Here is a 12,816-nt window from a genome sequence, read left to right as displayed (position 1 = left end):
CTGATGTCACCGACGACATTCGCCACCGGCTCGCCCGGTGCACACTCCGGACAGGACGGCCTCGCGCGGGACGCGCTGACGGTGCTGCAGCCCGGCTTCACGGGCACCACCGCCCCCGAATGGCTGCTGCGGAGCCTCGGCGAGGGCCTCGCCTCCGTCGGCCTCTTCGGCCGCAACATCACCTCGCCCGGACAACTGGCCGCCCTCACCGCCCGGCTGCGCGCCGAGCACGAGGACGTCCTCGTCGCGATCGACGAGGAGGGCGGCGACGTCACCCGCCTGGAGGTGCGCACCGGTTCCTCCTACCCGGGCAACCATGCCCTGGGCGCGGTCGACGACGTGGCCCTGACCAGGGACGTCGCCTTCGCCCTCGGCCGCCGCCTGGCGGAGTGCGGCGTCAACCTCAACTGGGCCCCCTCGGCCGACGTGAACGCCAACCCGTCCAACCCGGTCATCGGGGTCCGCTCCTTCGGCGCCGACCCCGACCTGGTCGCCCGCCACACGGCCGCCTACGTCACCGGGCTCCAGAACGCGGGCGTCGCCGCCTGCACCAAGCACTTCCCCGGCCACGGCGACACCGCCGTCGACTCCCACCACCACCTGCCCCGCATCGACGCGGACCGCTCACTCGTGGACTCCCGGGACCTGGCCCCCTTCCGTGCCGCCATCGCCGCCGGTTCGCGCGCGGTGATGAGCGCCCACATCCTGGTCCCGGCGCTGGACCCCGACCTTCCGGCGACGCTCTCCCGCCGCATCCTCACGGACCTCCTCCGCGGCGAACTCGGCTACGAGGGGCTCATCGTCACCGACGGCATGGAGATGCGGGCCATCGCGGGCACCTACGGCATCGAACGCGGCAGTGTCCTCGCCCTGGCCGCGGGTGCCGACGCCATCTGCGTCGGTGGCGGCCTCGCCGACGAGGAGACCGTCCACCGCCTGCGCGACGCCCTCGTCACGGCCGTCCGCGACGGCGACCTCGCGGAGGAACGCCTGGCGGACGCGGCGCGGCGGGTCCGGGCCCTGGCGACGTGGACCCGGTCGGCGGCCGGGGGAGCGGGCGACGGCGGCGTCGAGCGCGAGGCCCCTGGCGGGACCGGCGGCGCCGACACGGGGATCGGTCTCGTGGCCGCCCGCCGTGCCCTGACGACCACCCGCGCGAGGTCCTACGAGCCGCCCACCCAGCCCGTCTACGTCGCGGCCTTCGCCCCGGTCGCGAACATCGCCGTGGGCGACGAGACCCCCTGGGGCGTCGGCGCGGAACTGGCCCGCCTCCTTCCCGGCACCGAGACGGGCACCTTCGCCGGCGACAGCGCCGGCGCCTCGGCCCTGTCGGTCGCCGGCACCCGCCGCGTCGTCGCCGTCGTCCGCGACGAACACCGCCACCCGTGGATGACCGCGGCACTCGACGTGCTCCTCACCACCCGTCCCGACACGATCGTGGTGGAGATGGGCATCCCCCAGGCTCCACCCCGAGGCGCCCTCCACATCGCGACCCACGGCGCGGCGCGGGTCTGCGGAAGGGCGGCGGCGGAGGTCATCGCCGGCGCCCGCCAGGAGCCGGAGCGCGCCTGAGGGCAGGGGCGCGCCTGAGGGCAGGGGCGCGCCCGAGGGCCGGGGCGGTGACGGGCGGGCATGCGCCCAGCAGCCCCGAGCCGCCGGGTCGCAGAGCCGCCGGGGCGTCGGGCGGGGGCCTACCCCACCGAGTCGCCGAGCCGGCGGACCCGCGGCCCTGCAGCCCCGAGCCGCCGGGCGGGGGCCCACCCCGCCGGGGCGCCGGGGCGTCGGGCGGGGGCCCCACCCCGCCGAGTCGCCGAGTCGGCGGACCCGCGCAGCCGCCGGTACCGCCCCGGCCCGCCCCGCCGCCCCTCCGTCGTGGCGGGCCCCCGCCCGACGCCCCGCGGCGCGCAGCGCTCACCCAAAGACGCGCAGCGCTCCACGCACGAAGGCGCCACGGCCCTCGATCGCCGGCCGTGGCGCCCACACATACCCCCGTCGCCCTAGATCCCCTGCCAGTCGGGCTTGTTGCCGAACGTGTACCGGAAGTAGTCCGCCAGCTTCAGCTTCGACGCGGCGCCCTCGTCCACGACGACGGTCGCGTGGCGATGGAGCTGCAGCGCCGAGGCCGGGCAGACGGCCGCCACCGGCCCCTCCACGGTCGCCGCGACGGCGTCGGCCTTGCCCTCGCCCGTGGCGAGCAGCACCAGGTGCCGGGCCTCCAGGATCGTGCCGATGCCCTGGGTGATGACGTGGTGCGGCACCTGGTCGATGTCACCGTCGAAGAACCGCGCGTTGTCGATCCGGGTCTGTTCGGTGAGCGTCTTGATCCGCGTCCGGGAGGCGAGCGACGAGCACGGCTCGTTGAAACCGATGTGGCCGTCCGTCCCGATGCCGAGCAGCTGAAGATCCACACCGCCCGCCTCGGCCAGCGCCCTGTCGTACGCCTCGCACGCCCCCACCACGTCCTCGGCGGTCCCGTCGGGCCCCATGAACGCCTCCAGACCCAGTCCCAGCGGCTCCAGCACCTCCCGCCGCAGCACCGAGCGGTACGACTCGGGATGCTCGGCCGGCAGCCCCACGTACTCGTCGAGCTGGGCGACCCGCGCCCGCGAGGCGTCGACGGCACCGGAGCGCACCTTCCGCGTGAGCGCGGTGTAGATGGGCAGCGGGGTCGAGCCCGTGGCCACCCCGAGCAGCGCGTCCGGCTTGCGCCGGAGCAGCTGCGCCATCGCCTCGGCTATGAGTTCGCCACCCGCCTTGGCATCCGGAACGATGACAACTTCCACGCTGGGCCTGCCGATCTGGAAAGAAGGACTCGAAAACTCCCGGCCCGGAGCGGGGTCGGGTACCTCTCGTGTGGTGTAGACCAATCTAGCAGGGGTGGTCCCCGCTCCCACAGGGGCGAACGGGGAGGCGCGGGTCACCATGGCCGTCCCGGCGTTCCCGCCCGCCGAAGGGCCGGAGCGGGCTACTCTGCGAGTGGCTCGTCGGTGGATGGTGGGCAAGGGAACAACAACAAACATCCGCCAACGCATGGACACACGCAGTGGTCTAGTCAACAATGCGGGTAGGGCGTGTGATCGATCAGTGGCCCCGGCCGCCGACGATCGCACACGAACGAAGAACAAGCCTCCGTCTTCCCCGCACAGGAAGACGGACCGAGGAACCGGCGCTCTCTGCCCTGACTGCTCCGGATCCTCACCTTCGGCCGACCGGGACCGCACACCCCACGGCCGATGTTGCTCCGGGCTGCGGTGCCGGGAGGGTTGAGGGTCCCTCTCAGGCGCCGCGGCCCGCGGGTGTTCCCGGGGACGCCGTGACGGCCACCGGTCCTTTCCGGTCATCTTCGTACCGCCAGGTACGCTCGCACACGTGCCCTCCATGAACGAACTCGTCCGCCAGCACACCGCTCTCAGCGACTCCGACCTGGAGTGGCTGCATCTGCTGGTGTCGGAGTGGCAGCTGCTGTCCGACCTCTCCTTCGCCGACCTGGTCCTCTGGGTCCCCACCCGCGACGGCACCCGCTATGTCTCCGTGGCCCAGATGCGCCCCAACACCGGCCCCACCTCCTACCAGGACGACATGGTCGGCCACCTGGTCCCCCGAGGCCGCCGCCCCCTGCTGGACGCCGCCCACGACGAGGGCCGCATCGTCCGCGAGGGCGACCCCGAGTGGCGCGAGGAGGTGCCCGTACGGGTCGAGTCGATCCCCGTGCGCAGGGAGGGACGGGTGCTCGGCGTCATCGCGCGCAACACCAACCTGCTGACCGTGCGGACCCCGAGCCGGCTGGAGCTGACCTACCTCCAGAGCGCCTCCGACCTGGCCCAGATGATCGCCGCGGGCGCGTTCCCGTTCCCCGACCAGCAGGTCGACATGGACGCCTCACCGCGCGTGGGCGACGGCCTCATCAGGCTCGACGCCGACGGCATCGTCCAGTACGCCTCGCCGAACGCCCTCTCCGCGTACCACCGCCTCGGCCTCGCCGCCGACCTCGTCGGCTGTCATCTCGGCCGCACCACCGCCGAACTCGCCCCCTCCCGGGGCCCGGTCGACGAGGCGCTGGCCAAGGTGGCGAGCGGGTGGGCGCCGCGCGAGTTCGAGATCGAGTCCAGCGACGGTGTGATCCAGTTCCGGGCGATCCCGCTCAAGCCCAAGGGCCCGCGCATCGGTTCGCTCGTACTGCTCCGGGACGTGACGGAACTGCGGCGGCGCGAGCGCGAGTTGATCACCAAGGACGCGACCATCCGGGAGATCCACCACCGGGTGAAGAACAACCTGCAGACGGTCGCCGCACTGCTGCGCCTCCAGGCCCGGCGCATCGAGTCCGAGCGGGGCCGCGAGGCCCTCGAAGAGGCGGTACGACGGGTCGGATCGATCGCGATCGTGCATGAGACGCTGTCCCAGAACCTGGACGAGCGGGTGGAGTTCGACGAGATCGCCGACCGGGTGCTCGCCATGGTCGCCGAGATCTCTCCGGGCAAGGTCGTCGGCCGGCGCACCGGACGCTTCGGCATCCTGGACGCCGAGGTCGCGACCCCGCTCTCGATGGTCCTCACCGAGATCCTGCAGAACGCCCTCGAACACGGTTTCCGGGAGGGCGACACCGGCACCGTCGAGGTCTCGGCCGTGCGCGGCGGCACCAGCAAGGAGACCCGTCTCCTCGTCACCGTCCAGGACGACGGCGTCGGCCTCCCCGAAGGCTTCGACCCGCACCGCTCGGGCAACCTGGGCCTGCAGATCGTACGGACGCTGGTCGAGGGCGAGTTGGGCGGCACGTTCGACATGGTCCCGGCCCCGGAGCACGGCACCCAGGTGATCCTCGACATCCCCGTGCCGGCTCAGAAGTAGCCGGCGTACGGCGGTCGTAGCGGTCGCGGTACCACGGACGTCGTACCGCGAACAGCACCGAGCCCCGGACCATCATGTGGTCCGGGGCTCGGGCTCGTGGCTGGTTAAGCGCACCGGGGGCACTGCGCGCTGCGGCTCGGGGGCGGGAGAAGCGCACTCGCTGTGCGCGCCGCCAAGCTCAGGCTATTGCTGGGTGGGATGTCAGGCCGATGCCTGACGGGCCCGGTTGCGGGCGGCGCGGCGCTTCATGGCGCGGCGCTCGTCCTCGCTGAGACCACCCCAGACGCCGGAGTCCTGGCCGGACTCAAGCGCCCACTGCAGACACTGCTCGATAACCGGGCAGCGACGGCAGACAGCCTTGGCTTCCTCGATCTGCAGCAGCGCAGGACCGGTGTTGCCGATGGGGAAGAAGAGCTCGGGGTCTTCCTCGCGGCAAACGGCGTTGTGACGCCAGTCCATGGCTGCTACCTCTCCTTGGTATTACTTGCACGTTGCTTGTGAATGTGAACGCTTTCACGAATCCCTCAACAAGTGAAGGGCCGATCACCAGACGGACTGGTGTGGTCCTGTGGATTGAGGAGGGGTTCTGGCGCTTGCGTGAGCCGGTGTTGCGGGCTGTCCCGAGCGCCACGTAGAGACTCGCAAACCTCAGCGGCGGATACAACCCCTTCCGGAAAGTTTTTTTTGATTCCTCGGTGTCGACTGTGTCACAGCCGTACTTCCATGGGGTGGACCCTGGCCTAAACGTTCGAGTGGAAGGACTTTTGCCCGTTCCGCTCACACAATCACACGCAGTGCACGGCGTACGCCTGTGAACGTCACGCTCGTCCGCAGTCCGAGGTGGTCGCCGTCCATCTGAAGGGGGAGGGGGACCTTCGAATGCAAGGTGAAGTCGGTCAGATCGTGCAGGGTGGTGGCGTGCTTCCCGCGGGGTCCGCGCTCGGGGGACGAAGTGAGCAACTGTGTGCCATATCGGGCGAGCGCGGGCGTCGACATGCGGCTCAGACCGAGCACGTCGAGGCCTTTATCGAACGAGGCCTTAGGCGACGCGTACACCGGGCGATTACCCAGAAACGTCCATGGGGACGTGTTGCAGACTATGGACAGCACAAGATCGGAAATCGGCTCCTGGCCCGCCCGCTCCACGGTGATCGTGCCGAGTCTGCGATGCGGCTCTTCCAGGAACTGCCGAAATGCCTGACGCAGGTAAAGGGCGTGTGTGGATTTCCGTCCGCGTTCCCGTTGTTGCTCGACCCGGCCGATCACACCCGCGTCGAATCCGAAGCCGGCGCAGAAGGTGAACCAGCGGGACGGCACGGCCTCGTCCTCCGTACCCGGCGTGCCCGAGGCCATGCCCAGGCCGACCGTGCGCTCCCGGCTCTCGCGCAGGGCGTCGAGCAGGACGCCGGTCGACTCCACGGCGTCGTTGGGCAGTCCCAGCGCCCGGGCGAAGACATTGGTGGAGCCGCCGGGGACCACGGCGAGACGGGGAAGGCGGTCGGGATCGGGGCCGTGGTGCAGCAGGCCGTTGACGACCTCGTTGACCGTGCCGTCACCGCCGAGCGCGACGACCAGTTCGATGTCGCCCTTGCCCTCCGCGGCCTGCCGGGCGAGGTCCCGGGCGTGGCCGCGGTACTCGGTGGTGACCGCCTCCAGCTTCATCTCGCTGGCGAGGGCGTGGATCAGGACATCGCGCGTACGTGCGCTTGTGGTGGTTGCCGCCGGATTGACCACGAGAAGTGCACGCATGGGTTGCAGCGTACCTACTGGGTGGTACCCGGCCCATACCGAGGTGCGGATCAAGGGGGAGATCGGGTAGTGACGATGAGCACGTGGGGGCGCGTGGCGGGGTGAGGGCTACCCTTCACGGGTGAGCCCTGAGCAGACCTCCACGCCGGACACCTCCGACGCCGAGCCCCGTCCCGGGCGGCTGACCGCCGCGGCGGCACTGGCCGTGCTGGAGGGGGTGGCCCTGCTGGTGGGCGGCGGGGCCATGTTCGTGCTGGGCCTCGACGGAGACTCCGGCGACTTCAGCACCGGCGTCACCGGAGGGATCACCCTCGTCGCGCTGGCCCTGCTGCCGCTGATCGCCGCGCGCGGGCTGCTGCTGCGCCGGAGCTGGAGCCGGGGGCCCGCCGTCATCACCCAGATCATGGCGCTGCCGGTGGCCTACAACCTGCTGCGCGCCGACAGCGTGGCGATCTGGGCGGGCATCGTCCTGGCCGTGGTCGCCGTCGCCGCGCTGGTCCTGCTGCTCAATCCCGCTACGGCCCAGGCCCTGGGGATCCAGGGGCCGGGCCGGGCGGAGGAGACGAAGCGGTAGGCCCTGACAGGAGCGCGAGCTACTCCTCCACGAGCAGCTTCTCGCGGAGCTGGGCCAGCGTCCGCGCCAGCAGCCGTGAGACGTGCATCTGCGAGATGCCGACCTCCTGGGCGATCTGCGACTGGGTCATGTTGCCGAAGAACCGCAGCAGCAGGATCCGCTTCTCCCGGGGCGGGAGATCCTCCAGGAGAGGCTTGAGGGACTCCCGGTACTCGACACCTTCCAGTGCCTCGTCCTCGGCGCCGAGAGTGTCCGCGACGGCCGGGGACTCGTCGTCGGTGTCGGGGACGTCCAGGGACAGCGTGGAGTACGCGTTGGCCGACTCCAGGCCCTCCAGGACCTCCTCCTCCGAGATGGCCAGTTTCTCGGCCAGCTCGTGCACCGTCGGCGAGCGCCCGTGCTGCTGGGACAGCTCGGCCGTGGCCGTGGTCAGCGCGAGGCGCAGCTCCTGCAGCCGGCGCGGCACCCGCACTGCCCAGCCCTTGTCACGGAAGTGCCGCTTGATCTCGCCGACGACCGTCGGGGTCGCGTACGTGGAGAACTCCACGCCGCGGTCCGGGTCGAAGCGGTCCACCGACTTGATCAGACCGATGGTGGCGACCTGCGTCAGGTCGTCCAGCGGCTCCCCGCGATTGCGGAAGCGGCGCGCGAGGTGCTCCACGAGCGGCAGATGCATCCGGACCAGCCGGTTGCGCAGCTCCGCGTACTCGACACTGCCGTCCGGCAGGGCGCGCAGCTCGATGAACAGGGCTCGCGCCCCGCTGCGGTCCTGTGGGTCGTGCTGGGTGCTGCGCACGGTCTGCGCGTTCTGCGCGGCCGCCTCGTCGTGTCGCTCGTGCTCGCTCATAGTCCCGCCCGCCGTCACCGTTCCCCCAGCTCCCGACCGTGGTCGAGCGGGGGAGGCCCCAGTCCGCCCTCGCGAGGACGTGGTGATCCGCGGGGCACCTTCCGGATCCCGCTGCCCGTCGGAGGGAGCCTCGCGCTCCTCGCCGTCGGCCGGCCCCGTCCACCGAGACGCGCCGGCCGCCGCCGAGGACTCGTCCTCCGGATGCGGCCTGGCCTGCTCGGGGATGCCGTCGACGCCGTCCGCCAGATGCGCCGGCCCGCCGCCGTCGTCCTCCGCGGGAAGTTCCCGTGTGCCGCGTTCTTCGTCCCGCACCGGCCCGTCCCCGTTCCTCACGCCGGCCCGGGTCCCGCGCCGCGCTGTTTGTAGAGGCTGATCGAAACGGTTTTGTCGTCGGCCACCGCGGAGGAGACCTTGCCCGCCAGGGCCGACAGCACGGTCCAGGCGAAGGTGTCGCGCGCGGGGGCGTGACCGTCCGTGGTGGGGGCCGAGACCGTGACCTCCAGTGAATCGTCGACCAGACGGAAGACACAGCTGAGCACCGAGCCGGGCACGGCCTGCTGAAGCAGGATCGCGCAGGCCTCGTCGACCGCGATGCGCAAATCCTCGATCTCGTCGAGGGTGAAGTCCAAACGGGCCGCGAGGCCGGCCGTCGCCGTACGCAGCACCGACAGGTAGGCACCCGCGGCCGGCAGCCGGACTTCCACGAAGTCCTGGATCCCGGGCTCGCCTGCGATCTGGGACACCCTCACCTCCAAGGTGGTACAAGCTTTTACGGGGGCCGAGGGTCGCCCCCCGGGGTAACGCGCTACGTGGTTCAGCGGTGACGCTATCGCGCTACCGAGCGCCGTGTCCTCGGGGTCCTGGGACCCCACCCCATGTTGTCACTCATAGTAAGCCTATGAATACGCTCGGTGGCTAGAGGTCTGCGGGCCTCAAATAGGAAGAGCACGCGCCGGATTGACGTACCCAGGCGCCGGACTGCCGAACCGTGTCACACGAGTACGTCGACGTGTCACGGGGTGACATGGTTCCGTCGTGCGACATCTCCGCTGCGATGGTCATACCGATACAGGTTCCGTCATACGAGTACATGGTCGACGAAGCACCAGCGCCAGGTCTCGCCCGCCTCGAACGTCCGCATGATGGGATGGCCGCTCTCCTTGTGGTGCGCGGTGGCGTGCCTCATCGGGGAGGAGTCGCAGCAGCCCACGTGCCCGCACTCCAGGCACATCCGCAACTGCACCGGATGGCTGCCGGCGGCCAGGCACTCCGGGCAGGTGTCGCTCAGGGGATCGGGCTCGGGGTGCGGCAGCGCGTCCGTGTGCGTGCACTGTTTCATGATTGCCAGGTTACGACGGGTGCGCGGAACGCCGCGCGGAAACGAAGGCGGCGCAAGCGATGCACTTCCTGCCCTTGCTGTTGCTGGTCGCCGGGAGCGCGACGGTCGCCGGTGCCGCCCGGCGCACGCCGGTGCCCGCCCCGCTGCTGCTGGTCGCGGCGGGGCTCGCGGTGTCGTACCTGCCCGGGGTGCCGCACTACGAACTCGACCCCGAGATCGTCCTGCCGCTGATCCTGCCCCCGCTGCTGTACACGGCCGCCGGCGACAGCTCGTACCTCGACCTGCGGGCCCAACTGCGGCCCGTGGCGATGCTGTCGGTCGGCTACGTGCTCTTCGCGACCCTCGCGGTCGGCTGGGCGGCCTACCTGATCGTGCCGGGGATGCCGCTGACCGCGGCGCTGGTGCTCGGCGCGGTGGTCGCGCCGCCGGACGCGGTCGCGGCGACGGCGGTCGCCCGGCGGGTGGGCCTGCCCTCGCGGATCACCACGATCCTGCAGGGCGAGTCCCTGGTGAACGACGCCACCGCGATCACCGCCTACCGGGTGGCCCTCGCGGCCACCATCGGCGAGGGTGCCAGCTGGTCGGGCGGGACGGTCGACTTCCTGGTGGCGGCCGTCGGCGGCGTCGCGGTGGGCCTGCTGCTGATGGTGCCGATCCACTGGCTGCGCACACACCTGAAGGAGGCGCTGCTCCAGAACACCCTCTCCCTGCTGATCCCGTTCGTGGCCTACGGGCTCGCCGAGTGGGTGCACGCCTCCGGGGTGCTCGCCGTGGTCGTCGTCGGCCTGTACCTCGGCTACCGCAACTGGCAGGTCGACTTCGCCACCCGCCTCCAGGAGGAGGCCGTCTGGAAGATGGTCGCCTTCCTGCTGGAGTCCGCCGTGTTCGCCCTCATCGGCCTGCAGCTCCCGGTCGTCCTGGAAGGGCTGGGCGAGTACGAGGGCGTCCGCGCATCCTGGTACGCCGTGGCCGTCTTCCTCGTCGTGGTCGCGAGCCGGTTCGTGTGGGTCTATCCGGCCACCTTCCTGCCCCGCATCCTGTCGCGGCGCATCCGGGAGCGGGAGGACAACCCCACCTGGAAGGCGCCCTTCGTGATCGCCTGGGCCGGCATGCGGGGGGTCGTCTCGCTGGCCATCGCCTTCTCGATCCCGCTCACGGTCAACGGCGGGGACGACTTCCCCGAACGGAACCTGATCCTCTTCCTGACCTTCACGACGGTCATCGGAACGCTCGTCATCCAGGGGCTGACCCTCCCGCCGCTCATCCGCGTACTGAAGCTGCCGGGACGCGACCAGCAGGCCGAGACGCTCGCCGAGGCCAACGCGCAGGCCCAGGCGTCCCGCGCCGCCGAGGCCCGCCTCGACGAACTCCTCACGAACGAGCGCAACGAGCTGCCGCCCCCGCTGGTCGACCGCCTCCACACGGTCCTGGAACGACGCCGCAACGCCGTCTGGGAACGGCTCGGCGCGGTGAACCCGGTGACCGGGGAGAGCGTCGACGACACCTACAGCCGCCTCTCGCGCGAGATGATCGGCGCCGAGCGCGAGGTCTTCGTGAAGCTGCGGGACGGCCGGTACATCGACGACGAGATGCTGCGCACCCTGCTGCGCAGGCTGGACCTGGAGGAGGCGGCGGTCTACCGGGAGGCGTCCTGAGGCGGTTCCGGGCGTCCCGGTCGCCCTACGGCGTGGGTTCCTCGAAGGGGCGTCCGGTGATCACGGCGGCCACCCGCGTCCCGGGCGCGAAGGCACCCTCCGCCGCCATGGAGACAAGTCCGTAGAGCAACTTGGCGACATAGAGACGCTCCACGGCCAGGGAGTGGCGGGCCTCGAAGTCGAGGGCGAAGGCGTCCAGTTCGGGCGCGGTGCGTGCGTAGCCGCCGAAGTGGAAGCGGTCGTCGAGGCGCCAGTCTCCGCGCCGGCCGCCGAAGGCGCGGTCCTGCAGCCGCCGTATCTCCTCTTCGAGGAAGCCCCCCTTGAGCACGGGAATCCCGAGAGCGCGCTGGTCGGGGGCCAGACCGGCGGCCAGTCCCGCGAGGGTGCCGCCGGTCCCGCAGGCGATCGCCACGACCTCGGCCCGGCCGCGCAGTTCCGCCCCGAGGTCCTGGCAGCCGCGCACCGCGAGGCTGTTGCTGCCGCCCTCGGGGACGACGTACGCGTCCCCGGCGCCGACGGCGCGCAGGACGGCGGCCAGCGTGGCCGGGTCGGACTTGTGGTGGTATGTCGATCTGTCGACGAAGTGCAGCCGCATGCCGTCCGCCGCGCAGCGGGCCAGGGACGGGTTGAGCGGGCGGTGGGCCAGTTCCTGGCCGCGGACCACGCCGATGGTGGACAGGCCCAGAAGGTGTCCCGCGGCGGCGGTGGCGCGCAGGTGGTTCGAGTAGGCGCCGCCGAAGGTGAGCAGCGGGCGGCCGGCCGCGGCGCGCAGACTGGGGGCCAGCTTGCGCCACTTGTTGCCGACGAGCCGCGGGTGGATCAGGTCGTCCCGCTTGAGGAGCAGCCGGACGCCGTGGCGGGCGAGGCGCTCGTCGGTGACCTCCTGGAGGGGGGAGGGCAGCCGGGGGTTCAGGACGGTGGCGGGGTCGGGGGCGGGGGGCTGGCCGGTCACATGTCCATTGTCGGACACGTGACCGGTGGGTGTGCGGCCGCTCGTGCTCGTGCTCGCGCGGCAGCGCCGGGCGGTGCGGTTACGCCAGGCGGTCCCGGACCCGTTTTCTCATGGCGGCCATGGTGAAGCCCCGGGGGTCGACCTTGCCGGGCTGCCATTCGAGATGGCCGATGACGGACCGCTGGTTCCAGCCGTGGTGGCGGCAGATCGCGGCGGAGACCCGTTCGATGGCGTCGAGCTGGGCCTCGGGCCAGGGGTCCTGGCCGTCGCCCAGGTTCTCGCACTCGAAGCCGTAGAAGTGGCGGTTGCCGTCGGTGTTGGACTCGTTGTCCGGCGGGAGCGTCCTCTCGGCGATCACGGCCCGCAGCACGTCGTCGTCGCCGAGGCCGGCGTGGTTGGCGCGGCCGTAACCGACGAGATGGACACGGCCGTCCTTGGTGATGACGCCGTGGCACAGCGGGCCGGGCAGGCCCGAGTAGCCGTTGCGGCAGATGCGTACGGTGCGCTCGCTGCCGGAGGTGACGGTGTGGTGGATCATCACGCCGTGGACAGGCCCCCAGGGGCCCACGTGGTTGCGGTTGTGATGCTCCCAGTCGCCGACCTCGACGACCCGGACGCCCTCGTTCTTGAGGACGGTGAGAAACCTGCCCGCGGACATGGGTGGGGCCATGGCCGACTCCTTCGTGCCGTGCGACGGCCGCTGGTCGTGGCCGCCTCGTACGCAGGCTTGTACCCCTGACACGCGGCGCGAGCGAGTCGTCGGCGGGGCGTGCGGGCGGATCCGGTCAGATTCACACGGAGCTCGGACTGGTGCGCGAGCGGGTCGACAAAGGTGACGGATGTGCCCAGTCTCCT

General features: G+C 71.3%; 12 protein-coding genes. 4 read left to right on the top strand and 8 right to left on the bottom strand.

The window, feature by feature from the left end; translation table 11 throughout:
• Positions 1-3: 3 nt before the first annotated feature.
• Positions 4-1,572, top strand: a complete 1,569-nt coding sequence (locus ACZ6BB_RS10360) for a glycoside hydrolase family 3 protein (protein WP_471614865.1) — start codon at positions 4-6, stop codon at positions 1,570-1,572.
• Between the two features lie 425 nt (positions 1,573-1,997).
• On the opposite strand, the gene nagB is transcribed toward ACZ6BB_RS10360, so the two are convergent.
• The gene (nagB, locus tag ACZ6BB_RS10355; protein ID WP_471614864.1) at positions 1,998-2,783 is read right to left on the bottom strand and encodes a glucosamine-6-phosphate deaminase; all 786 of its coding nucleotides are present in this window, start codon (positions 2,781-2,783) and stop codon (positions 1,998-2,000) included.
• A 595-nt stretch (positions 2,784-3,378) separates the two neighbouring features.
• Here nagB and ACZ6BB_RS10350 point away from each other — a divergent pair.
• Positions 3,379-4,845 (top strand): sensor histidine kinase, encoded by a 1,467-nt coding sequence (locus ACZ6BB_RS10350; RefSeq protein WP_471615305.1) that lies wholly within the window; start codon positions 3,379-3,381, stop codon positions 4,843-4,845.
• A 201-nt stretch (positions 4,846-5,046) separates the two neighbouring features.
• Here the strand turns inward: ACZ6BB_RS10350 and ACZ6BB_RS10345 are convergent, their stop codons facing one another.
• Positions 5,047-5,304: a WhiB family transcriptional regulator gene (locus tag ACZ6BB_RS10345; protein WP_003992873.1), complete on the bottom strand. Its 258-nt coding sequence runs from the start codon at positions 5,302-5,304 to the stop codon at positions 5,047-5,049.
• Positions 5,305-5,622: 318 nt separating this feature from the next.
• Entirely contained in the window at positions 5,623-6,594 is a 972-nt protein-coding gene (locus ACZ6BB_RS10340; RefSeq protein ID WP_471615304.1) for a diacylglycerol/lipid kinase family protein, read from the bottom strand.
• 121 nt (positions 6,595-6,715) lie between these two features.
• On the opposite strand from ACZ6BB_RS10340, the gene ACZ6BB_RS10335 reads away from it, so the two are divergent.
• Positions 6,716-7,168 carry a hypothetical protein gene (locus ACZ6BB_RS10335; RefSeq protein WP_471614863.1) on the top strand — a complete coding sequence of 151 codons (453 nt, stop codon included), beginning with the start codon at positions 6,716-6,718 and terminating at the stop codon, positions 7,166-7,168.
• Positions 7,169-7,187: 19 nt separating this feature from the next.
• Here the strand turns inward: ACZ6BB_RS10335 and ACZ6BB_RS10330 are convergent, their stop codons facing one another.
• The 3 genes from ACZ6BB_RS10330 to ACZ6BB_RS10320 form a co-directional block, all read right to left on the bottom strand.
• Positions 7,188-8,348, bottom strand: a complete 1,161-nt coding sequence (locus tag ACZ6BB_RS10330; protein WP_471614862.1) for an RNA polymerase sigma factor SigF — start codon at positions 8,346-8,348, stop codon at positions 7,188-7,190.
• Complete coding sequence (locus ACZ6BB_RS10325; protein WP_005480408.1) at positions 8,345-8,758, bottom strand: ATP-binding protein; 414 nt, start codon at positions 8,756-8,758, stop codon at positions 8,345-8,347. Before ACZ6BB_RS10325 ends, ACZ6BB_RS10330 begins: the two co-directional genes overlap by 4 nt.
• Before the next feature lie 335 nt (positions 8,759-9,093).
• Positions 9,094-9,354, bottom strand: a complete 261-nt coding sequence (locus ACZ6BB_RS10320) for a UBP-type zinc finger domain-containing protein (RefSeq protein WP_013000789.1) — start codon at positions 9,352-9,354, stop codon at positions 9,094-9,096.
• Between the two features lie 59 nt (positions 9,355-9,413).
• On the opposite strand from ACZ6BB_RS10320, the gene ACZ6BB_RS10315 reads away from it, so the two are divergent.
• Positions 9,414-11,009: a Na+/H+ antiporter gene (locus ACZ6BB_RS10315; RefSeq protein ID WP_471614861.1), complete on the top strand. Its 1,596-nt coding sequence runs from the start codon at positions 9,414-9,416 to the stop codon at positions 11,007-11,009.
• Positions 11,010-11,034: 25 nt separating this feature from the next.
• On the opposite strand, the gene ACZ6BB_RS10310 is transcribed toward ACZ6BB_RS10315, so the two are convergent.
• On the bottom strand, positions 11,035-11,961 hold the full coding sequence (locus ACZ6BB_RS10310) for a 1-aminocyclopropane-1-carboxylate deaminase/D-cysteine desulfhydrase (RefSeq protein ID WP_471614860.1): 927 nt from the start codon (positions 11,959-11,961) through the stop codon (positions 11,035-11,037).
• Positions 11,962-12,040: 79 nt separating this feature from the next.
• On the bottom strand, positions 12,041-12,631 hold the full coding sequence (locus ACZ6BB_RS10305; RefSeq protein ID WP_471614859.1) for an N-acetylmuramoyl-L-alanine amidase: 591 nt from the start codon (positions 12,629-12,631) through the stop codon (positions 12,041-12,043).
• Positions 12,632-12,816: the final 185 nt, after the last annotated feature.

Source organism: Streptomyces sp. NPDC041108, from assembly GCF_055592645.1.
The sequence above is the reverse complement of the archived record's forward strand: the minus strand, read 5'-3'. Positions and strand labels throughout refer to the sequence as shown.